This is a genomic window from Ensifer sp. EB106-03-01-XG145 (assembly GCF_058792075.1).
In genome coordinates this window covers 312,549-334,672 of the sequence record NZ_JBYTEC010000003.1, presented here as the reverse complement: position 1 = coordinate 334,672, position 22,124 = coordinate 312,549, and the positions used below count along the sequence as shown (strand labels likewise).

The 22,124-nt window shown below is 60.6% G+C and carries 18 protein-coding genes; 12 read left to right on the top strand and 6 right to left on the bottom strand.

Going from position 1 to position 22,124, the window contains the following annotated elements:
- Positions 1-27: 27 nt before the first annotated feature.
- Entirely contained in the window at positions 28-849 is an 822-nt protein-coding gene (locus AC3WWH_RS12115; RefSeq protein ID WP_058321621.1) for a pyruvate, water dikinase regulatory protein, read from the bottom strand.
- Between the two features lie 407 nt (positions 850-1,256).
- On the opposite strand from AC3WWH_RS12115, the gene hemE reads away from it, so the two are divergent.
- The 8 genes from hemE to AC3WWH_RS12075 all read left to right on the top strand — a co-directional run bounded on the left by hemE (position 1,257) and on the right by AC3WWH_RS12075 (position 10,349).
- On the top strand, positions 1,257-2,288 hold the full coding sequence (gene hemE, locus AC3WWH_RS12110; protein WP_058321622.1) for a uroporphyrinogen decarboxylase: 1,032 nt from the start codon (positions 1,257-1,259) through the stop codon (positions 2,286-2,288).
- Complete coding sequence (hemJ, locus tag AC3WWH_RS12105) at positions 2,285-2,827, top strand: protoporphyrinogen oxidase HemJ (RefSeq protein WP_065376371.1); 543 nt, start codon at positions 2,285-2,287, stop codon at positions 2,825-2,827. The genes hemE and hemJ overlap by 4 nt, the downstream gene beginning before the upstream one ends.
- Positions 2,828-3,021: 194 nt before the next feature.
- Positions 3,022-4,287: a transcription termination factor Rho gene (gene rho / locus AC3WWH_RS12100; protein WP_093233478.1), complete on the top strand. Its 1,266-nt coding sequence runs from the start codon at positions 3,022-3,024 to the stop codon at positions 4,285-4,287.
- A gap of 375 nt (positions 4,288-4,662) precedes the next feature.
- Positions 4,663-5,991, top strand: coding sequence for a tRNA uridine-5-carboxymethylaminomethyl(34) synthesis GTPase MnmE (gene mnmE, locus AC3WWH_RS12095; RefSeq protein ID WP_058321624.1), 1,329 nt, complete (start codon positions 4,663-4,665; stop codon positions 5,989-5,991).
- Between the two features lie 100 nt (positions 5,992-6,091).
- Positions 6,092-7,975: a tRNA uridine-5-carboxymethylaminomethyl(34) synthesis enzyme MnmG gene (gene mnmG, locus AC3WWH_RS12090; protein WP_058321625.1), complete on the top strand. Its 1,884-nt coding sequence runs from the start codon at positions 6,092-6,094 to the stop codon at positions 7,973-7,975.
- Positions 7,972-8,613, top strand: a complete 642-nt coding sequence (gene rsmG / locus AC3WWH_RS12085) for a 16S rRNA (guanine(527)-N(7))-methyltransferase RsmG (RefSeq protein ID WP_058321626.1) — start codon at positions 7,972-7,974, stop codon at positions 8,611-8,613. Before mnmG ends, rsmG begins: the two co-directional genes overlap by 4 nt.
- A 15-nt stretch (positions 8,614-8,628) precedes the next feature.
- Entirely contained in the window at positions 8,629-9,423 is a 795-nt protein-coding gene (locus AC3WWH_RS12080) for a ParA family protein (RefSeq protein WP_057252015.1), read from the top strand.
- 35 nt (positions 9,424-9,458) lie between these two features.
- Positions 9,459-10,349 carry a ParB/RepB/Spo0J family partition protein gene (locus AC3WWH_RS12075; RefSeq protein WP_057252014.1) on the top strand — a complete coding sequence of 297 codons (891 nt, stop codon included), beginning with the start codon at positions 9,459-9,461 and terminating at the stop codon, positions 10,347-10,349.
- A gap of 219 nt (positions 10,350-10,568) precedes the next feature.
- Here AC3WWH_RS12075 and holA read toward each other — a convergent pair whose 3' ends face one another.
- The 3 genes from holA to leuS are packed head-to-tail and all read right to left on the bottom strand — an operon-like array spanning position 10,569 to position 14,763.
- Positions 10,569-11,603 (bottom strand): DNA polymerase III subunit delta, encoded by a 1,035-nt coding sequence (gene holA, locus AC3WWH_RS12070; RefSeq protein WP_058321627.1) that lies wholly within the window; start codon positions 11,601-11,603, stop codon positions 10,569-10,571.
- Between the two features lie 12 nt (positions 11,604-11,615).
- Positions 11,616-12,149 (bottom strand): LPS assembly lipoprotein LptE, encoded by a 534-nt coding sequence (gene lptE / locus AC3WWH_RS12065; protein ID WP_057252012.1) that lies wholly within the window; start codon positions 12,147-12,149, stop codon positions 11,616-11,618.
- Positions 12,136-14,763 carry a leucine--tRNA ligase gene (gene leuS, locus AC3WWH_RS12060; protein ID WP_058321628.1) on the bottom strand — a complete coding sequence of 876 codons (2,628 nt, stop codon included), beginning with the start codon at positions 14,761-14,763 and terminating at the stop codon, positions 12,136-12,138. The genes lptE and leuS overlap by 14 nt, the downstream gene beginning before the upstream one ends.
- A 224-nt stretch (positions 14,764-14,987) precedes the next feature.
- Here leuS and AC3WWH_RS12055 point away from each other — a divergent pair, with 224 nt between their 5' ends.
- Both AC3WWH_RS12055 and AC3WWH_RS12050 read left to right on the top strand, forming a co-directional pair.
- Positions 14,988-15,647, top strand: a complete 660-nt coding sequence (locus AC3WWH_RS12055; RefSeq protein ID WP_058321629.1) for a YggS family pyridoxal phosphate-dependent enzyme — start codon at positions 14,988-14,990, stop codon at positions 15,645-15,647.
- A gap of 111 nt (positions 15,648-15,758) precedes the next feature.
- Positions 15,759-17,666, top strand: a complete 1,908-nt coding sequence (locus tag AC3WWH_RS12050; RefSeq protein WP_058321630.1) for an AMP-binding protein — start codon at positions 15,759-15,761, stop codon at positions 17,664-17,666.
- Positions 17,667-17,711: 45 nt separating this feature from the next.
- Here the strand turns inward: AC3WWH_RS12050 and AC3WWH_RS12045 are convergent, their stop codons facing one another.
- Positions 17,712-18,578, bottom strand: a complete 867-nt coding sequence (locus AC3WWH_RS12045) for a LysR substrate-binding domain-containing protein (RefSeq protein ID WP_058321788.1) — start codon at positions 18,576-18,578, stop codon at positions 17,712-17,714.
- Between the two features lie 141 nt (positions 18,579-18,719).
- Here AC3WWH_RS12045 and AC3WWH_RS12040 point away from each other — a divergent pair, with 141 nt between their 5' ends.
- Complete coding sequence (locus AC3WWH_RS12040) at positions 18,720-19,106, top strand: ectoine synthase (protein ID WP_057252007.1); 387 nt, start codon at positions 18,720-18,722, stop codon at positions 19,104-19,106.
- Between the two features lie 74 nt (positions 19,107-19,180).
- Here the strand turns inward: AC3WWH_RS12040 and AC3WWH_RS12035 are convergent, their stop codons facing one another.
- Positions 19,181-19,882 (bottom strand): DUF1013 domain-containing protein, encoded by a 702-nt coding sequence (locus tag AC3WWH_RS12035; protein ID WP_043624204.1) that lies wholly within the window; start codon positions 19,880-19,882, stop codon positions 19,181-19,183.
- Between the two features lie 227 nt (positions 19,883-20,109).
- Here AC3WWH_RS12035 and acs point away from each other — a divergent pair, with 227 nt between their 5' ends.
- Entirely contained in the window at positions 20,110-22,059 is a 1,950-nt protein-coding gene (gene acs / locus AC3WWH_RS12030; RefSeq protein ID WP_057252006.1) for an acetate--CoA ligase, read from the top strand.
- Positions 22,060-22,124 lie beyond the last annotated feature (65 nt).

Genomic DNA, 22,124 nt, shown 5'->3' with positions numbered 1-22,124 from the left:
CAGGTTCCCGTATTGTTCGATTCGGGTCTAGCGCAGACGCGGACGCAGGGCAACGATTGCCGCCGCGGTTTCCTCGATCGAACGGCGGGTGACGTCGATGACCGGCCAATTGTTGCGGGCGCAAAGCGACCGGGCATATTTCAGTTCCTCGGTAATCGAGGCCTTGTCCGTATATTGATCGCCGTGAAAACCCTGAGTCGTTCCGAGCACCCGGTGCTGGCGCACCTGCGAGATACGGTCGGCCGTGGCGATCAGGCCGACGACGAGCGGCCTCGTCGCCTCCATCAATCTTTCGGGTAGCGGCACGCCCGGGACGATCGGGATGTTGACCGTCTTGATGCCGCGGTTGGCGAGATAGATGCTGGTCGGCGTCTTCGACGTCCGGCTGATGCCGACCAGAACGACATCCGCCTCGTCGAAATCGGCGGGCAACTGACCGTCGTCATGGTCCATCGTGAAATTGAGGGCGTCGATGCGGGCGAAGTACTCCGCATCCATCACGTGCTGGGCGCCCGAGCGGCGGCGCGACGGCGATCCCAGATAGGACTGGAAGAGGTCGATGATCGGATCGAGCACCGAGACGCAAGGGACACCCATCTCGCGGCAACGCCGATCGATGACATCGGCGAGTTCGCGGTCGACAATCGTATAGAGCACGATGCCGGGCGCACCATCGATGGCGTCGAGGACCTGCAGCAACTGTTTGCGGTTGCGGATCAGCGGATAGACATGTTCCAGCGCATGCGAGCTCTGAAACTGAGCGGCAGCGGCGCGTCCGGCAGCAATCAGAGTCTCGCCCGTCGAGTCCGAAATCAGGTGAAGGTGGAAGTAGTTTTTCTTGTTCTCCACGCAATTCTCCTGGTGCTGTTGATAAGCCGGGATGAAAGACAGCTAACGACGGGGCGCCGACCCAGGCAAGTGGAAAACTGCCGACTTATTCACAATTGGCGCTGTCGCGGAAACCGTTTCGGGGCAAATGTGGAAAAGACTCGCGACGATGACAAAGTGTCACGCGTATCAACCGCTTGTCCACAAGCGCGAGTAAAACCGTGGTTCCGCTAATCGACTGAATCCAAAGGCCTTTATTCGCCTCTCTACACTGTTTTTCCAGATTGCCCAGACGCTATCCCATCGCGCGCCGTCCCGAGCAACAGCCGTGGACAAGTCAGTGGGTTGTTTTAATCCTTGATACTCACCGACTCTAAGAAATAGAAACCTTCTAAATATCTTTGATTTTATATTGGGAGAGATGATCCGTGACCGAAACGCGCAGAAAGGTTCTGGAGGTTTTGGCAGGGAAGACGGTGTCTCCTCCTCCGATCTGGCTGATGCGCCAGGCAGGCCGTTACCTGCCGGAGTACAGGGCAACACGGGCTACGGCCGGGAGCTTCCTCGATCTCTGTTACACACCCGATCTCGCAGTCGAGGTGACGCTGCAGCCGATCCGTCGATACGCCTTCGACGCTGCCATTCTCTTCTCCGATATCCTGGTCATTCCCGATGCTCTGAAACGCAATGTGCGCTTCGAGGAAGGTCATGGACCGCGAATGGATCCGATCGATGTCGACGGTATTTTGCGCCTGAAGCCGGAGGGCATCGCTGAACACCTCCAGCCTGTCTTTGAGACGGTGTCGCGGCTGCGTGCTGAACTTCCCGCCGAAACGACCCTGCTCGGCTTCTGTGGCGCTCCCTGGACGGTTGCGACCTATATGATCGCTGGACACGGGACGCCGGACCAAGCCCCGGCCCGGCTCTTCGCCTACCGCAACCCGGAGGCCTTCGATCACCTGCTGTCCTTCCTGGCGGATGTCTCTGCCGATTATCTCGTGCGACAGATCGATGCCGGCGCCGATGCGGTGCAGATCTTCGATTCCTGGGCCGGCGTTCTTGGCGAGGAGGAGTTTGCGCGCTACGCGGTCAAGCCGGTGCAGCGCATAATTGCTTCGGTCAGGGCGCAGCGGCCGAACGCGAAGATCATCGCCTTTGCAAAAGGCGCCGGTCAGCTGTTGAAGACCTATCGCCAGGCGACGGGCGCCGATGCCATCGGTCTCGACTGGACCGTGCCGCTTTCCTTCGCGAAGGATTTGCAGAAGGAAGGGCCGGTCCAGGGCAATCTCGATCCGATGCGGGTCGTGGCAGGCGGCGTGGCACTCGAGGAAGGCACCGATCGTATTCTCGATGCGCTTGGCCACGGACCGCTGATCTTCAATCTCGGCCATGGCATCACGCCGCAGGCCGATCCGGATCACGTGTCGGCGCTGGTTGCCCGGGTTCGCGGAGCGCAATGATGGCCGAGAAGCAGACCGATCTGGCGCCCGGCAACAGGGCGCGGCTCAGGGCAGCGATCGCGATTGGCGCTTTCGTGGCGCTTCTTGTCGGTCTCTTCGTCTGGCGGCCGGATGATTTCTATCTCTGGATCAAGGCGCTGCATGTCATCGCGGTGATGTCGTGGATGGCTGCCCTGCTCTACATGCCGCGCCTTTTCATCTACCACACCGATGCCGAGCCGGGTTCCGCGCAGTCGGAAACCTTCAAGATGATGGAGATGCGGCTGCTGAAGGTCATCATGAACCCGGCGATGATGATCTCCTGGGTGCTCGGCCTCTACCTCGCCTGGAGCGTCTATGGCTTCCAGGGCGGCTGGCTGCACGCCAAGCTGCTGTTCGTAGTGCTTTTGACGGCAGTCCACATGCGCTTCAGCCGTGCCGTTCGCGAATTCCAGCGGGACGAAAACAAGCACGATGCGCGTTATTGGCGGCTGATGAACGAGGCCCCGACGCTGCTGATGATTCTCATCGTGATCATGGTCGTGGTGAAGCCGTTCTGAATTTAATCGATTCGTGATTTGCAATAGTCGTTTCTAATTTGCGACAGCCCCTTGCAGGGTTTCACGTGAATCGCTATTTTCTGCCATCTCCTCTTCATGGCTTGTGACAAAGACAAGAGCCTGCCTCTTCCAGCCGCAGCTCCCCAACGAATACTCGCCATCTCTCCACTACCCATACCAAACATGGATCCTTCATGGCTGAAATGAAGCTACAAGAACTCAAGAACAAGACGCCGACCGATCTGCTCGCCTTTGCCGAGGAGCTCGAGGTGGAGAACGCCAGCACGATGCGCAAGCAGGAGCTGATGTTCGCGATCCTCAAGATGCTCGCGGCTCAGGATATCGAAATCATCGGCGAAGGCGTTGTTGAAGTGCTGCAGGATGGGTTCGGCTTTCTCCGGTCCGCGAATGCAAACTACCTTCCCGGCCCTGATGATATCTACATCTCGCCTTCCCAGATCCGCCGCTTCTCGCTGAAGACCGGCGACACGGTCGAGGGCCCGATCCGCGGACCGAAAGAAGGCGAGCGCTACTTCGCTCTCCTCAAAGTCAACACCATCAATTTCGACGATCCGGAAAAGATCCGTCACAAGGTTCACTTCGACAACCTGACGCCGCTCTATCCGAACGAGCGCTTCAAGATGGAGCTCGAGGTTCCGACGTCGAAAGATCTCTCCGCCCGCGTCATCGACCTGGTGGCGCCGCTCGGCAAAGGCCAGCGTGGTCTGATCGTCGCACCGCCGCGCACCGGTAAGACGGTTCTGTTGCAGAACATCGCGCACTCGATCACTGCCAATCATCCGGAATGCTATCTGATCGTTCTTCTGATCGACGAGCGTCCGGAAGAAGTGACGGACATGCAGCGCTCGGTGAAGGGCGAAGTCGTTTCATCGACCTTCGACGAGCCGGCGACGCGCCACGTCCAGGTCGCCGAAATGGTGATCGAAAAGGCGAAGCGTCTTGTCGAACACGGCCGCGACGTCGTCATCCTGCTCGACTCGATCACCCGCCTCGGCCGCGCCTACAACACGGTTGTTCCGTCATCGGGCAAGGTCCTGACCGGTGGTGTCGACGCCAATGCGCTGCAGCGTCCGAAGCGCTTCTTCGGTGCCGCCCGTAACATCGAAGAGGGTGGCTCGCTGACGATTATCGCGACCGCGCTGATCGATACCGGCAGCCGCATGGACGAAGTCATCTTCGAAGAATTCAAGGGCACCGGCAACTCGGAAATCGTGCTCGACCGCAAGGTCGCCGACAAGCGCATCTTCCCGGCGATGGACATTCTCAAGTCCGGCACGCGTAAGGAGGACCTGCTGGTGCCGCGCCAGGATCTGCAGAAGATCTTCGTGCTCCGCCGCATCCTGGCGCCGATGGGCACGACCGACGCGATCGAGTTCCTCATCGACAAGCTCAAGCAGACGAAGAACAATGGCGATTTCTTCGACTCGATGAACACGTAAGACCCGTTCGATATCCGATTTCAAAGACCGGTCGACCTATCGTCGACCGGTCTTTTGTTTTCCCAGAACCTTATCCGGATTCTTCTTCCTCATTGATTCGGCTTCGCAACAATCTCGTTCTCTTCGGGATCTGGGATCGGTGATCGCTCCGGCTGATTCACGTGAAACACACCGACGCTGTGAAACATGAGCGTGGCGGGACCTTGATATTTCGGCGCCGTTTCGGCATAAGCTCCCCGACCCTTTGAGATACCGTTTTCATTCTGCGTGAGCACGCTCCGCGAAGAATAAACAATCGGTCCGGAACTTCGACGATCCCCATTGTTTCGACCAGCGAGGCGCCCTTCCGTCTCCGCGGTCTTTTCAGGTGAGCCAATGACAGCAATGCACACGATATATGCGCTTTCCAGTGGAGCCCTGCCCGCTGGCGTCGCGGTCGTGCGTGTCAGCGGTCAGCGCACTGCGGCGGTCCTACGGGAATTGTGCGGCGATGTCCCGTTACCGCGGGCAGCAACGCTCAAAACGATTCGGACACGCAACGGTCTTGTGATCGATAGCGGTCTTGTTCTCTATTTTCACGGACCAGCCTCTTTCACGGGGGAAGACTGCGCCGAGTTTCAGATCCATGGCGGTCGCGCTGCGGTGAACGCCCTGCTCGAAGAGCTCTCCGAGTTCGAAGGTCTACGCCACGCCGAAGCGGGTGAGTTCTCACGACGCGCCTTCCAGAACGGCAAGCTGGATCTTGTGGAAGTCGAGGGTCTCGCCGACCTGATCGTCGCCGAGACCGAGATGCAGCGCCGCCTGGCGATCGAACACTCTGGCGGCGGGCAATCGCAGGTCTATGCGGCTTGGGCGAAACGTCTCACGCACGCGCGAGCGATGATCGAGGCCGAACTCGACTTTGCTGACGAGGACGATGTGCCGGGCTCGGTGAGCGAACGCATCTGGCAGGACATGTCCGTGCTTGCACAGGAGATCGCCGCACACATTGCCGATGCGCCGATTGCCGAGATCATCCGTGATGGGCTGAAGATCGTCATCGCCGGTGAGCCGAACGCCGGAAAGTCCAGCTTGCTCAATGCACTGGCGCAGAGAGATATCGCGATCGTCACGGAAATTGCCGGGACAACGCGTGACGTGCTCTCGGTGGATCTTTCATTAGCCGGATTCTCAGTCAAGCTTTATGACACCGCCGGTCTGCGTGAAACCGAGGAACGTGTCGAGCAAGAGGGCATACGTCGCGCGCGAGAAGTTATCGAGCGAGCAGATTTGATCCTCCTCCTTTCGGAGACGGCGAGCGGCTTTGATTCTCTGTCCGATATCACATCTGACGGCACTGCCGTCTTGCGTGTAGCAACGAAGATAGATCGAGATGATCGGCAATGGTCTCCTGATGAAGCCGATGTTTTGATCTCGACCCGGACGGGTGAGGGCATGGATCGCCTACTGGATGAGATCGCCGCCCATCTCCCCGACCTCAGCGGTCGAACGTCGCTTGCCTTGCCTTCACGTCGCCGTCACGTCGATAGTCTCCGGCAGGCTCTTCGGGCAATCGAAGAGAGCTTGGCGGGGCAACATTACGGCCTGGACATCCGAGCAGAGCAGCTTCGTCTTGCCGGAGACGCGATTGGACGGATTACCGGGCGGGTGGATGTCGAGAACCTTTTGGATGTGATATTTTCCGAATTCTGTATCGGAAAATAGTCTGTGGAAACAACGATACAACGTTTGCGAGTCCATCGTTGTGTTTCACGTGAAACGATTCGTGCCGGTGCAAAGGTGTGCTGGCTTGGAGATATGAGCAATGACCCAGTATGATGTTATCGTCATTGGCGGTGGACATGCCGGTTGCGAGGCGGCGGCCGCGGCTGCACGTCTCGGCGCCAACACGGCACTGATCACGCACAAGGCGTCGACCATCGGCGTGATGTCCTGCAATCCAGCGATTGGTGGATTGGGCAAGGGCCATCTCGTGCGCGAGATCGATGCCATGGATGGTCTGATGGGTCGGGTCGCCGATGCCGGCGGGATTCAGTTTCGCCTGCTCAACCGTCGCAAGGGCCCGGCTGTCCGCGGTCCGCGCACGCAGGCCGACCGGCGCCTTTATCGCGAAGCCATGCAGCGCGAAATAAGCGGCATTGCCAACCTCACGGTGGTTGAGGGTGACGCCTTCGACTTGATCGAGAGTGATGGCAAGGTCAGCGGTGTCGTCATGAAGGACGGCCGGACGTTTGCATCGACGTCCGTGGTTTTGACGACCGGCACCTTTCTGAAGGGGCTGATCCATATCGGCGACCAGAAGATCCCGGCTGGCCGCGTTGGTGAAGAACCCTCTGTTGGGCTTTCGGCGACACTGCTGCGCTATGGTCTGAAGCTGGGACGTCTGAAGACCGGTACGCCGGCACGCCTGGATGGGCGCACGATCGATTGGGACAGTGTCGGCCGACAAGGTCCCGACGAGCATCCTGTACCGTTCTCCTTCATGACCGACCGCATTCTGAACCGTCAGATTGATTGCGGCGTGACGCGCACGACCGAGGCCACCCACAAGATCATCGCCGACAATATCGGAAAGTCCGCGATGTATTCGGGTCAGATCGAAGGCGTCGGTCCGCGCTATTGCCCGTCGATCGAAGATAAGATCGTGCGTTTTGGCGAGCGCGACGGTCATCAGATCTTCTTGGAGCCGGAAGGCCTCGACGATGACACCATCTATCCGAATGGGATCTCGACCTCATTGCCGGCTGATATCCAGGAGGCGTTCATTCGAACAATTCCGGGATTGGAGAATGTGGCGATCCTGCAGCCCGGCTATGCCATCGAGTATGACCATGTGGATCCGCGCGAGTTGAACGCGACGCTGGCGGTGCGCAAGATGCCCGGCCTGTTCCTGGCAGGGCAGATCAACGGGACGACAGGTTACGAAGAAGCCGGCGCCCAGGGGCTGGTCGCGGGCCTGAATGCGGCGCTGCTGGCGACCGGTCGGCCCGAGGTGATCTTCAGCCGCACCAACTCCTATATCGGCGTCATGATCGACGACCTGACGTCGCGCGGCATTACCGAGCCTTACCGCATGTTTACATCTCGAGCGGAGTATCGTTTGTCGCTGCGCGCTGATAATGCCGATGCGCGACTGACGCCATTGGCGATGGAACTCGGCTGTATTTCAGATGCGCGCCGCGACCGCTTTACCGACTGGCAAGTACAGTTCGATGATGGACGGCAACTGTTGAAGAGCCTCTCGGTGACGCCAGCCGAAGGCAATCGTCATGGCCTGAAGCTGAACCAGGATGGCCAGCGGCGCACCGCCTTTGAAATCCTCTCCTATCTGGATCAATCGATTTCCGCCTTGGTGCCGATCTGGCCGGAGCTGTCGTCGATTGGTTCACGGGTCGTCGAGGCGCTGGAAATTGACGCCGCCTATGCGGTCTATATGGACAGGCAGGCGGCGGATATTGCAGGCATTCGCCGCGAGGAAAATCTGGTGATCCCTGAAGGCTTTGACTTTGACAGGCTGTCGGGATTGTCCAACGAGTTGAAGCAGAAGCTGAAGCAGCATGCCCCGCGCAATCTGTCGCAGGTGATGAAGGTTGATGGCATGACGCCCGCCGCCGCATCGCTGATCCTTGCCTGGCTGAAGCGTCAAAACGGAAGCGCAGAACGCGAAGAAAAGGCAAGTGCACAATGAAAACGAGTCCAATCGATGTGTTGAACGGACTGCGTGTTTCACGTGAAACGAATGAACGCCTGGAGCACTTTGCCCGCCTTTTTCAGAAGTGGGCGAAGTCGATCAATCTCGTAGCGCCTTCGACGATTGAGGATCTATGGCGCCGCCATATCGTTGATAGCTTGCAGCTTGTACAGTTGTCGCCCGAGCCAAAGACCTGGGTTGATCTGGGAAGCGGCGGCGGCTTCCCGGGCATCATTACGGCGATCTATCTCTCGGAGTTCGCTGACGGCTGGGTGCATCTCGTCGAAAGCAACAACAAGAAAGCCGCATTCTTGCGAGTCGCCTTGGCCGAAACGGGCGCGCGTGGCTCCGTTCACCCGATTCGAATCGAAGAAGCCGGCAAGGTGATTCCGCACGCCGACGCGGTTTCGGCGCGGGCCTTGGCCGATTTGACGCTCTTGCTCGACTACTCTGCGCCGTGGTTGCTGGCAGATGAGCGCAAAACGGTCGCCTATTTCCACAAAGGGCGGGATTACCAGCGCGAAATCGACAAAGCCATTGGCCGCTATCAGTTCGATCTGGTAAAACATCCAAGCGTCGTCGAGCCGGACTCTGTTGTGCTCGAGATCGCAAATCTATCACGCAAGGTTCAGTGATCGGCGAGCGGAAACATGTTTGGCGCAAGAAATCGGATCATCACAATCGCAAATCAGAAAGGTGGAGTCGGTAAGACGACGACCGCCATCAATCTGGCGACCGCTCTCGCGGCAATCGGCGAGCGAGTCCTCATCGTCGATCTCGATCCGCAAGGCAATGCCAGCACCGGTCTGGGTATTCAGCGGCGCGATCGGAACCTCTCATCCTACGAGCTGATGATGGGCTCGCACGGGATCAACGAGATAGCACAGCAAACCGCTGTGCCGAATCTTTCGATTGTGCCTTCGACTATGGATCTTCTCGGCGTCGAGATGGAGATTTCTCAGGAACCGGACCGGGTCTTCCGCCTGCGCAAAGCTTTGGTGAGCCCGGCGGCGATGGAGTACTCCTATGTGCTCGTCGATTGCCCGCCGTCGTTCAATCTCCTGACGATGAATGCCATGGCCGCAGCGCATTCCGTGCTGGTGCCGTTGCAGTGCGAGTTCTTCGCGCTGGAAGGTCTCAGCCAGCTGTTGGAAACTGTGGATCAGGTTCGCCGATCGGTGAATCCGTCGCTGGATATACAGGGTATCGTGCTGACGATGTTCGACTCGCGCAACAATCTCGCCCAGCAGGTCGTCAGTGATGTCCGGACCCATCTTGGCGACAAGGTCTATCACACGCTCATTCCGCGCAATGTTCGCGTTTCCGAGGCGCCGTCCTATGGCAAGCCTGCGATTCTCTATGATCTGAAATGCGCTGGAAGCCAGGCCTATCTGCAGTTGGCATCGGAAGTGATTCAGCGTGAACGCCAGCGCAAGGCTGCATAATCATTTCGGTAGCGTAATTTAAATCGGGTGACGATATGAACGACGATAGCTCGAAGAGACGGCTTGGTCGCGGACTGGCCGCGTTGATCGGCGAGATGGATCAACCGCTGCAGGCAGGTGCTTCCGCCCCTGCCCCGGTCAATCCGGACCGGCGTGTGCCGATTGAGTTCGTGTCGCGCAACCCGCGCAACCCGCGCCGGCAGTTCGACGAAGCCGAGCTTCAGGATCTCGCCAATTCGATTCGTCAGCACGGCATCGTTCAGCCCGTTGTCGCTCGCACGATCGGCGCCGACCGCTACGAGATCATCGCCGGCGAACGTCGTTGGCGGGCCGCACAGTTAGCCGGATTCACCGAGATTCCGGTCATTATCCGTGACGTCGACGATCGCACGGCGCTCGAGATCGCGATCGTCGAGAACGTTCAGCGCTCGGATCTCAACCCGCTCGACGAGGCGCTCGGCTATGAGCAGTTGATTGCCGAACACGGTTACACGCAGAACGATCTCGGCGAAATTATCGGCAAGAGCCGCAGCCACGTCGCAAACAGCCTGAGACTGCTGAAATTGCCGGAACCGGTGCGCGACATGCTGTCGGAAGGCGCGCTGTCTGCCGGGCATGCGCGAGCGCTGATTCCGACGTCGGATCCGGCGGCGCTGGCCCGCACGATCGTCTCCAAGGGGCTTTCGGTGCGTGATGCCGAGCGCATCGCCCAGAACGATATCCGCGCGCAGAACGACCCGAATTTCGGCAAGACGGCACGCCGCGACGAGAAGGATGCGGACACGCTGGCGCTTGAACGCACCCTGTCGGACAGCCTTGGCCTCGAGGTCACCGTCAATCACAAGGCTTCCGGCGGCCATCTTCGCATCGCTTACAAGACGCTCGATCAGCTCGAGGAGATCTGCCGTCTGCTCGAGCGCCGCTGAGCGCATACAAACGCCATTGTGAGAACAATCGAGAGGCGCCCCCTGCAAACAAGGGCGCGCCTTAATATATTGATTTCTCTAATCTTTCTGCGCGAACGGACCAGATTCAAAGGGATCGCCTGCAAGGACGCGGATCCATGCGTGTAAAGAGGCAATTCCAGCTAGGAAATGAAGGAAGCAAGCGAACTCAGCCGGCTGAGTTCCCCTGGGCCGAACGCATCAACGCCGTGCGGATTGCACCGCGATCGCCATGAGGTTCTGCAAGACCAGGCTTTCTTCGAGGCTGGCGCGACTGCGGCTTTGGAAGATGGTTGTCTGCAGGCGATTGAGTTCACGCCGTATCGCCGGCGCCGTCCATTGCTTCAGCGCGGCCTCGACGATCGGTTTGCGTCGGAAATGCAGACCACGCCCGAGCGTCGCAATCACTTGCCCTGCCTGTTGACGACTGGCGTCCATCTCGGCGCGCATCACGTCGAGCTGCTGGAACTGCCGCAGACAGGCCTGCAGTACCAGAAACGCCGGGGTCTTCGAGGTCGTGATCTTTTGCATCGCGTGCAGCAGGCCATCGAGATCGCCCTTGAGCACCGCATCGACCGCGTCATCGACGGAAATGGCGCTGGCATCGCCGACGATGTCGAGCACGTCCTCCTCGTCCACGGCCGTCTTCCCACGGCAGTAAAGGGCGAGCTTGCGCAGCTCGTTGCGTGACGCCAGACGGTCGCCGCCGAGAGCGTCCACGAGGCGCGCACGGGCGGCCGGCGTGATTCCCAGCTTCTCGTCGCCAAGTTCCTTATCAATCAAGGCCTGCAGGCCGCGAACGTCATCACTGTAGCAGGCGATACAGGCAACAGAGCGGGCCGTCTCGCCGATCTTGCGAAGGGCGGCACCCTTCTTCAGGTCACCGGCCTCGACGATCACATAGCTGCCTGAGGGCGGCTCGGCCGCCAAAAGCTGCATCGCGTCGACGAGTGACTTCTCGTTGGCTGCTCCCCGCACCCAGATGAGCTTCTCACCGCCAAACAGGCCGATGGAATTGACCTCGTCCAGCAGCCGGCCGGGCGATTGCGCCAGCTCGCTGACATCGAGCTTCAGGACGGAAAAGGGATCATCCAGCGGCACGCCGCAGCGCGCGGCGAGTGCGGACGCACGCTCGGATACGAGCCCGCGATCGGGCCCGTAGAGAATGAACAGCCGGTAGACCCCGACGGACTTCTGGAGGAAGGAGTCGAATTCGTGCGACTTGACTTCGCTCATCCCGACACCGGACTAGCGACTGAGGGCCGCGGCAACATCAGCCCGGATCAGCTCGGCCAATTCCTTTGCGGCGCGGTTTTCGCCATCGCGCACGGCGCGCACCTTGGCAAATTCCTGGACGGAGAAGTCGACAAGCGCGACCGCCGTGCGGTTGCCAGACTTGATCGTCTCGCCCGTTCCGATCTTCGTCAGGTTGTAGTCCGCCTTGACGACGATGCGTCCGGCGCTTGCCCGATCCACGCGGTCCTTGTTCTGATCATAGAGCACGCCCATGGCGCGGCTCGTGACGTCCAGCGACAGGTGATATTGCGGGTTTACCGGTTCGCCCTGCCCGCCCGCCACAAGGAAGATCAGCGCGTTGCGGACTTCCTGTTCGACGCGCTCGTCGGCATCGGAGATCTCGATCGCCGCCAGCGCCGTCGACGTACCGACAGGATCGGAGTAGAGCGGCCTGACCTGGCAGCCGGCGAGCGCGGTCAGCAAAAGAACACCTGCCAGCACCGGAAACGACCGGATACGGGAGCCAGCTCTATCAGACAACGACATTGACGATCCTCTGGGGCACGACGATGATTTTCTTGGGGCTGCTGCCGTTGAGCGCGGACTTGACGGCATCGAGCGCCAGGACGGCGCTTTCGATCGCACTCTGATCCGCATCGCGGGCGATTGTCAAATCGGCGCGCTTCTTGCCGTTGATCTGCACGGGAAGGGTGATTTCGTTCTCGACGACCAGCGCAGGATTGAACGTCGGCCAGCCGCGCTCCGCGATCAGCCCCTCGCCGCCGATTTCGCGCCAGCATTCCTCGGCGAGGTGCGGCGTCATCGGTGCAATCAGGCTGACCAGGATCGTCGTGGCGTCCTTTACAGCGCTCGCGAGCGCTGCGTCCGCCTTGCCGGCGGCAACCTGTGTCAGCGGTGCGGCAAGCGTGTTCACGAGCTCATAGATCCGCGCCACGGCCTTGTTGAAGGCCAGCTTGTCATAATCCGCCTCGACCGCGCGCAGCGTCTTGTGCGCGGCCTGAGAAACGGCAAGGGCTTCGCCTTCAAGCGCCGGTACGGCTTCGATCCCGCGCAGCTTTTCGGCCGCCTCGCTCATCAAGCGCCATACGCGCTGGACGAAGCGATGTGATCCTTCGACACCGGCTTCGGACCAGATGACGTCACGATCCGGCGGCGAATCGGAGAGAACGAAGAAGCGCGCGGTATCGGCGCCATAGGAAGCGATGATGTCATCGGGATCGACGACGTTCTTCTTCGACTTCGACATCTTCTCGATCGAGCCGATGGCGATTTCCTCGCCGGTCTCGAGCAGCACGGCGCGGCGGCGTCCGTCGATTTCCTCAATGCGGATCTCGGCCGGGGTCACCCATTCGCGCTGGGCACCCTCGCCGCGGCTATAGGTTTCGTGCACGACCATGCCCTGGGTGAAGAGACCCTTGAACGGCTCGTCGAGCGCGACATGACCGGTCGCCTTCATCGCGCGGGTGAAGAAGCGCGAGTAGAGCAGGTGCAGGATCGCGTGCTCGATGCCGCCGATATATTGATCCACCGGCAGCCAATGGTTGGCGACCTTGGGGTCGGTCGGATTGTCTTCCCACGGCGCGGTGAAGCGGGTGAAGTACCAGGACGAATCGACGAAGGTGTCCATCGTGTCCGTCTCGCGCCGGGCATCCTTGCCGCAATGCGGGCAGGCAACGTGGCGCCAGGTCGGGTGACGGTCGAGCGGATTGCCCGGCTTGTCGAAGGTGACGTCCGGCGGCAGAATGACCGGCAGGTCGGCCTTCGGAACCGGCACGACGCCACAATCATCACAATGGATGACCGGAATCGGGCAGCCCCAATAGCGCTGACGCGAAATGCCCCAGTCGCGCAGGCGGAAGTTCACCTTGCGCTCGGCGCGCCGCGTGCCGTCGAGCGTTTCCTGCTCGAGCTTCGAGGCGACTGTCTCAAATGCCTCTTCCGTCGACAGGCCGTCGAGGAAGCGCGAGTTGATCATCACGCCGTCGCCGATATAGGCCTCGTCGCCGATGGCGAAGGTTGCGGCATCGCCGTCCTTCGGCATAACGACCGGAACAACCGGCAGGTCGTACTTGCGGGCGAAGTCGAGGTCGCGCTGGTCACCGGAGGGGCAGCCGAAGATGGCGCCCGTGCCGTAGTCCATCAGTACGAAATTTGCGACATAAACAGGCAGTTCCCAGCTCGGATCGAGCGGGTGCTTGGCGCGAATGCCGGTATCGATGCCCTTCTTTTCCGCCGTTTCCAGCGCGGCGAGCGAGGTGCCGGCGCGGCGGCACTCCTCGCAGAAGGCATCGACTTCCGGATTGGTCGCCGCCGCCTGCCTAGCCAGCGGATGGTCGGCAGCGATCGCCAGGAAGGAAGCGCCGAAGAGCGTGTCCGGACGGGTCGTGTAGACGGTCAGCTCGGTCGCGTCACCGGCGGTGCCTTCGACCAGTTCCCAACGCAGCGACAGGCCTTCGGAGCGGCCGATCCAGTTCTTCTGCATCAGGCGCACCTTCTCGGGCCACTGATCCAGCGTGTCGAGCGCGTCGAGCAGTTCCTGGCTGAAGTCGGTGATGCGGAAGAACCACTGCGTCAGTTCGCGCTGTTCGACCAGCGCGCCCGACCGCCAGCCGCGGCCGTCGATCACCTGCTCATTGGCGAGCACGGTGTTGTCGACCGGGTCCCAGTTGACCTTCGACTGCTTGCGGTAGACGAGGCCCTTCTCCAGGAAGTCCAGGAACAGGTGCTGCTGGCGCTGGTAGTAGGCGGGGTCGCAGGTCGCGAATTCGCGGTTCCAGTCGAGCGACAGGCCCATGACCTTGAGCTGCGCCTTCATCGAGGCGATGTTCTGGTAGGTCCAGCTTGCCGGATGCACGCCGCGTTCCATGGCAGCGTTTTCGGCCGGCATGCCGAAGGCGTCCCAGCCCATCGGGTGCAGCACGTTGAAGCCGCGGGCGCGCTTGTAGCGCGCCACCACGTCACCCATGGTGTAGTTGCGCACGTGGCCCATATGGATGCGGCCCGACGGATAGGGGAACATCTCGAGCACGTAGTACTTTTCGCGCGGATCGTCGTTCTCGGTCTGGAAGACCTCGTTCTTTTCCCATTCCTGCTGCCAACGGGGCTCGGCATCACGCGGATTGTATCGTTCGCTAGACATGTCTTTTCGATGTTCCGGAAGTTCTGCGGCGCATAGGGCGCGCCTCATGATAGTTGGGGTGACCTTCACCACGAAACCGCCTGACGGTCAAGTTTTTGAAGGGTTTGCCGCGACACTTTGGCGGATTTGCGCCCGTCATGAGGGTGGCGGTCTTGGCAAGCCGATCAACTTTGCCTAATCCGCTCGGTGAGTGGTTTGAGAAATCCGTTTCGGAGAAAAGGTCCATGGAAGTCCAAGAGCGATTGCAGGATGTCGTGAGCCGGATTCAGGCGGCAGAGAAGTCTGCTCATCGCGCCAAGGGTGCAGCCACGCTGGTCGCCGTGTCCAAAACCTTCGACGCCGATGCAATCCGGCTGGTGATTTCCGCAGGCCAGCGGGTCTTCGGAGAGAACCGGGTTCAGGAAGCGCAAGGCAAGTGGCCGGTGCTGAAGGCTGAAACGCCCAGCCTCGAACTGCACCTGATCGGCCCGCTTCAGTCGAACAAGGCGGCTGAGGCAGTCGCCCTTTTCGACGTCATCGAGACGGTCGATCGCGAGAAGATTGCCCGCGCGCTTGCCGCGGAAATGCAGAAGCAGGGCCGGAACCTCAGGCTCTACGTTCAGGTCAACACCGGGCTGGAGCCGCAGAAGGCCGGCATCCCACCGGAGGAAACGGTCGCCTTCGTCGATCTTTGCCGCCAGGAGCTGGGTCTGCAGATAGAGGGGCTGATGTGCATTCCGCCGGTCGAGGAAAATCCCGGCCCGCATTTCGCCCTGCTCGCCAAGCTGGCCGCCGCCTGCAAGCTCGAGAAGCTGTCGATGGGCATGTCCGGCGATTTCGAGACGGCGGTGCAGTTCGGCGCCACCAGCGTCCGTGTCGGTTCGGCCATTTTCGGCGCGCGATAACGCCATTTCGCCGCATTACGCTTTCGTCGGGGTTCCCCTGCCCACCCATTAGCCTATCCTTGTGCACGAGGAGGCCGGACATGTCCGGCAAATGCATAGGGAGGAACGGAAATGGCGAGTCGCTATTCCGAAGTGTACGCCGCCTGGAAGGCGGATCCGCAAGGTTTCTGGTCCGGTGCTGCCGACGCCATCGACTGGTTCGAACGCCCGCAACGCGCTTTCGATGCCGCGGGCGGCACCTATGGGCACTGGTATGCCGGTGGCTCGACGAACACCTGCTATAACTGTCTCGACCGCCACGTCGAAGCCGGGCGCGGCGAGCAGATCGCTTTCATCTATGACAGTCCGGTCACCGGCCGTGTCGAGCGCATCTCCTATGCGGCATTGCTTGCCGATGTGGCAGCACTGGCTGCCGTCTATCGGAAGCTCGGTGTCGGCAAGGGTGATCGCATCATCATCTACATGCCGATGATCCCGCAGGCGGCGGTTGCCATGCTGGCCGCCGCCCGCATCGGCGCCGTTCATTCGGTGGTCTTCGGCGGTTTTGCCGCCAACGAACTGGCGGTGCGCATCGACGATTGCCAGGCTAAGCTCGTGGTGTCCGCAAGCTGCGGCATCGAACCCGGCCGAACCGTCGCCTATAAGCCGCTGCTCGATGCAGCGCTGGAGATCGCGACCCACAAGCCGGCGCATTGCCTCGTCTTCCAACGGGAGATGGCGGAAGCGGACATGATGGAGGGACGCGACATCGATTTCGCTGTGGCGCTGGCGGCGGCGAAGCAGGAGGGTGAAGAGGTCGGATGCACGCCCGTTGCCTCAACCGATCCGCTTTACGTGCTCTATACGTCGGGCACCACCGGCCAGCCCAAGGGCGTGGTGCGCGACAATGGCGGCCACATGGTTGCGCTCAAATGGTCCATGGAGAACTTCTTCGGCGTCCAGCCGGGAGAGGTATTCTGGGCCGCCTCCGATATCGGCTGGGTCGTCGGCCACTCCTATATCGTCTATGGCCCGCTCCTCAACGGCAGCACCTCGATCCTTTTCGAGGGCAAGCCGGTCGGCACGCCTGACCCCGGAACCTATTGGCGGATCATTGCCGAGCATGGTGTCGTGGTGATGTTTACGGCGCCGACCGCTCTGCGCGCGATCCGCAAGGACGATCCCGACGCGTCCTATGTCGGCCGCTATGACCTGTCGCGCTTCCGCGCGCTGTTCCTTGCCGGTGAGCGGGCGGATCCGGATACGATCCGCTGGGCGGAGAAGGCGCTTGGGGTGCCTGTTATCGACCACTGGTGGCAGACGGAGACCGGTTGGCCCGTGGCCGGCAATCCCATGGGCCTCGGCCTGCTGCCGGTCAAGTACGGTTCTCCGGCGGTCCCACTGCCAGGGTATGATGTCCAGATTCTCGACGATGCCGGACATCCGGTCGACCCGGGCACGCTCGGCAATGTCGTCGTAAAACTGCCGCTGCCGCCCGGCTGTCTGCCGACGCTCTGGAATGCCGACCATCGTTTCCGCGCGGCCTATCTCGAAGAATTCCCCGGTTACTACAAGACCGCCGATGCCGGCTATCTCGACGAGGATGGTTACATCTTCATCATGGCGCGCACCGACGACATCATCAACGTCGCCGGTCACCGCCTCTCGACCGGGGCAATGGAGGAAGTCTGCGCCAGCCATCCTGATGTCGCCGAATGCGCTGTGATCGGGATAGCCGATGATTTGAAGGGTCAGGTGCCAGCGGGCTTCCTCGTCATCAATTCCAATGTTTCCCGTGAAACGTCGGAGATCGAACGCGAAGTAATCAGCCTCGTGCGCGAGCGCATCGGGCCGGTGGCGGCCTTCCGCCTGGCGATTTGCGTCAAGCGACTACCGAAGACGCGGTCGGGCAAGATCCTGCGGGCGACGATCCAGAGGATTGCCGATCGCCAACCCTGGAAAATGCCGGCGACGATCGACGATCCGGTTGTCCTGGACGAGATCACGTTGGCGCTGCATGGCCGGGGAATCGGCATCTAGCGACGTCCTGAGCCGGCTTATGATGTGAGCGCCACTGCGCTTGCATCAAGACCTGACGACGGTCGCGAACCAGTCGCTGAAGATTGACACTGCCTTTGAGCGCGCGGTCTTGGTGATGAGAAAATAGCTCTCGTCTTCGAGAGTGGCGATGTCGGAGAGGATCACGAGGTCGCTACTTTCGATTTCGCGCCGGAAGACCTCGACCGGACAAAGGGCCACGCCATGGCCGGCGATGACGGCCGTGGCGAGAAGGTTGAAGTCCTGGAAGATGGGGCCTCGCAGGCTTTGTCCCGTCGTCACCCGTGCCCTGGCGAACCAATCGCGCCAGCGCGAGGTTGTCTCGTCGTGCAGCAGATCGGCGGAAGCGATCGCCTGCACTGCCCTCAACTCACCTTTCCGTTCGATGTAACGGGGGCTCGCAACTGGCCGATTGATTCGCGAAAACAGCCGGTCTGACCGCGTCCCTTCGCTCGTATCGGCGCCGAGAGTGATGAGGATATCACAGCCGGTTTCGCGCAATTGCTGTTCGGCCATGGCATAGACGACCTTGACGTCGACCTCGGGATGTCGGCCGAGAAATTCACCGAGTGCCGGTATCAGCCAGCGGGTGGCGATCGAGGGAATACAGGCGACGCTCACTTGCGCCTTGGCATTCAGCCGCAGCAACTCGGTTTCCGCGGCGATGCGCTCGAAAGCCGAGGTCAGCGCTGCTGCCAGGCTCTCGGCTTCCGCCGCCAGCCGCACACCACGTTTCTCCCGCACGAACAGCGGCCGGCCGAACCACTCCTCCAGCAGCCGGATCTGGTGGCTGACGGCCGCATGCGTCACGTGCAGTTCGTCGCCGGCACGGGAGAAACTTGCCAAACGCGCCGCGGCTTCGAAGGCGCGCAGCATGCCAAGTGGTGGCATCATCATCTGTAAATTATCCTCATCAATCCCTTGAGGAATCGTCGTTTGATTGGGTGCCGCTGTCAACGGATACTGGGACTATCCCGGTAGCGGGTCGGAATCCTCACCCGAAAACATTAGAAATCCTTACAGATGGAGAGAGCCATGTTCGTGCGCAGCCTGCAGCAGATCGAAGCAACCGATCATTTCGTCGAATGGGGCAGCGGCACCAGTCATCGGCTGCTTACCGAGAAGGATGGCATGGGCTTCACCGTCTGCCACACCGTGGTGCGCGCCGGCACGGTGTCTCTGCTCGAGTACCGCAATCATCTGGAGGCCTGCTACTGCATCGCCGGCCACGGCGAGGTCGAGGACATGCAGGGCAAGATCTTCCCGATCAACAAGGGCGACATCTACGTGCTGGACCAGCACGACAAACACTATCTGCGCGGCGGCAAGGGCGAGGATCTGATCCTCGTCAGCATCTTCAATCCGCCGCTTAAAGGGACCGAGCGCCACAACCTCAACGATCCATCCGGTTCGGCTTACTGAACACATATTGAACGCTGCCCAACAAAAAAGCCCGGATCGACGATCCGGGCTTTTTTCATCGAGCTGGACGGCGATCAATAGTGATCGTCTTCGTCCTCGTCCTTGCGGTCCGACTTCAGCGACTTGAGCTTGGCGAAGACGGCATCGGCGTCGATTTCCTTCTCTTCCTCACGCTCGTAGCTGAAGCCCAGCTTTTCGGTCTCCTGAGCCGATTCCAGCGTCTGGCCGAGTTCGGCAGCTGTCGGCAGCGGGCGGCCCTTGGAGGCGCGTTCGACTTCGAGGTCGAGGTCGATCTGCGAGCAGAGGCCGAGGGTCACCGGATCCATCGGCGTCAAGTTGGCGGAGTTCCAGTGGGTGCGCTCGCGGATCTGTTCGATCGTCGACTTGGTCGTGCCGACGAGGCGCGAAATCTGCGCGTCCTTCAACTCGGGATGGTTGCGAACGAGCCAGAGAATGGCGTTGGGGCGATCCTGGCGCTTGGAAACCGGGGTGTACCGCGGACCTTTACGCTTCGAGTCGGGAACGCGGACCTTCGGCTCGGAAAGCTTCAGCTTGTGGTTGGGGTTTCCTTCTGCGCGAGCGATCTCGTCACGCGAAAGCTGGCCCGTGGCAATCGGGTCGAGGCCCTTGATGCCCTGCGCGGATTCACCGTCGGCGATCGCCTTTACTTCAAGCGGGTGCAGCTTGCAAAACTGCGCGATCTGGTCGAAGGACAGCGCGGTATTGTCAACGAGCCAGACGGCTGTTGCCTTGGGCATAAGCAGTTGCTGAGCCATGGATATAGTCCTTTTGTCCGCCGCGCCGGTGTCGCGGGCCGTGGAGTCTACCACTGATTTCCGGGAAATGTGGGCCTCTATACCGTCCTTGTCTCAAAATTGCAATTCTTCAGTTCCAAATGTCCTTTTGTCTAATTGCGGCGGGCATTTGACCTGCTATGTATGTCCGCGAAACGGGCTGGCCCTGGGAGTGGCGAGCCGCACTAGGAATGCGTAGGGAGGAAAATATGTCCGCCAAAATCTATCCGGTGTTGAAGTCTGCCAAGAGCCGGACGCTGCTCGACAATGCCACTTACCTGAAGTGGTATGAGGAGAGTGTTTCGGACCCGGCAAAGTTCTGGGGCAAACACGGCAAACGGATCGATTGGTTCAAGCCCTATACCAAGGTCAAGAACACCTCCTTCAAGGGCAAGGTTTCGATCAAGTGGTATGAAGACGGCCTCACCAACGTCTCCTACAACTGTATCGACCGCCACCTGAAGACGCATGGCGAGAAGACGGCAATCATCTGGGAAGGTGACAACCCCTATATCGACAAGAAGATCACCTACAACCAGCTCTACGAGCAGGTTTGTCGCCTCGCCAACGTGCTGAAGAAGCACGGCGTCAAAAAGGGCGACCGCGTCACCATCTACATGCCGATGATCCCGGAAGCGGCCTATGCGATGCTTGCCTGCGCCCGCATCGGTGCCATCCATTCGGTCGTCTTCGGCGGTTTCTCGCCGGATGCGCTTGCCGGCCGTATCGTCGACTGCGAATCCACCTTCGTCATTACCTGCGATGAGGGCGTGCGCGGCGGCAAGCCGGTACCGCTCAAGGAAAACACCGACACCGCGATCGACATCGCGGCCAAGCAGCATGTCATCGTCAACAAGGTGCTCGTGGTCCGCCGCACCGGCGGCAAGACCGCCTGGGCGCCTGGCCGCGACCTCTGGTATCACCAGGAAATCGCCACGGTGAAGCCGCATTGCGAGCCGGCGAAGATGAAGGCGGAAGATCCGCTGTTCATCCTCTATACCTCAGGCTCGACCGGCAAGCCGAAGGGCGTGCTGCACACGACCGGCGGTTACCTCGTCTATGCGTCGATGACGCATGAATATGTCTTCGACTACCGCGACGGCGAAGTCTACTGGTGCACGGCCGACGTCGGCTGGGTCACCGGCCACTCTTATATCGTCTACGGCCCGCTGGCGAATGCGGCGACGACCGTCATGTTCGAAGGTGTCCCGAATTTCCCGGATGCTGGGCGCTTCTGGGAAGTGGTCGAAAAGCACAAGGTCAACGTCTTCTACACGGCGCCGACGGCGATCCGCTCGTTGATGGGTGCCGGTGACGACTTCGTCAAGCGCTCGTCGCGCTCGTCGCTCCGCCTGCTCGGCTCGGTTGGTGAGCCGATCAACCCGGAAGCCTGGGAGTGGTACTACAACGTCGTCGGCGAGCAGAAGTCGCCGATTGTCGATACCTGGTGGCAGACGGAGACCGGTGGCATCCTGATTACGCCGCTGCCGGGCGCAACCGATCTCAAGCCCGGTTCCGCCACCCGGCCGTTCTTCGGTGTGCAGCCGCAGCTGGTCGACAATGAAGGAAACGTGCTTGAGGGCGCCGCTGACGGCAACCTCTGCATCACCGACAGCTGGCCCGGCCAGATGCGCACGATCTACGGCGATCACGCGCGCTTCGGCCAGACCTACTTCGCCACCTACAAGGGCAAGTATTTCACCGGTGACGGCTGCCGTCGCGATGAGGACGGCTATTACTGGATCACCGGTCGCGTTGACGACGTTCTCAATGTTTCCGGCCACCGTCTCGGAACGGCAGAAGTCGAATCGGCGCTGGTATCGCATCACCTCGTTTCGGAAGCCGCCGTCGTCGGCTATCCGCATCCGATCAAGGGCCAGGGTATCTACTGCTATGTTTCGCTGATGGCCGGCGAAATCGGCAATGACGATCTTCGCGCGGCCTTGGTGAAGCACGTCCGTTCGGAAATCGGACCGATCGCTACGCCGGACAAGATCCAGTTCGCACCGGGTCTGCCGAAGACCCGCTCTGGCAAGATCATGCGACGCATCCTGCGCAAGATCGCCGAAGACGATTTTGGTGCGCTCGGCGATACCTCGACGCTCGCCGATCCGGCCGTCGTCGACGACCTGATCGCCAACCGTCAGAACAAGGCCTGATCCCTTGCGGCCGCCGCGCATCTCTTGGGTGCGCAGTGGCCGTTTCCACTGAAACAAATAAGCTT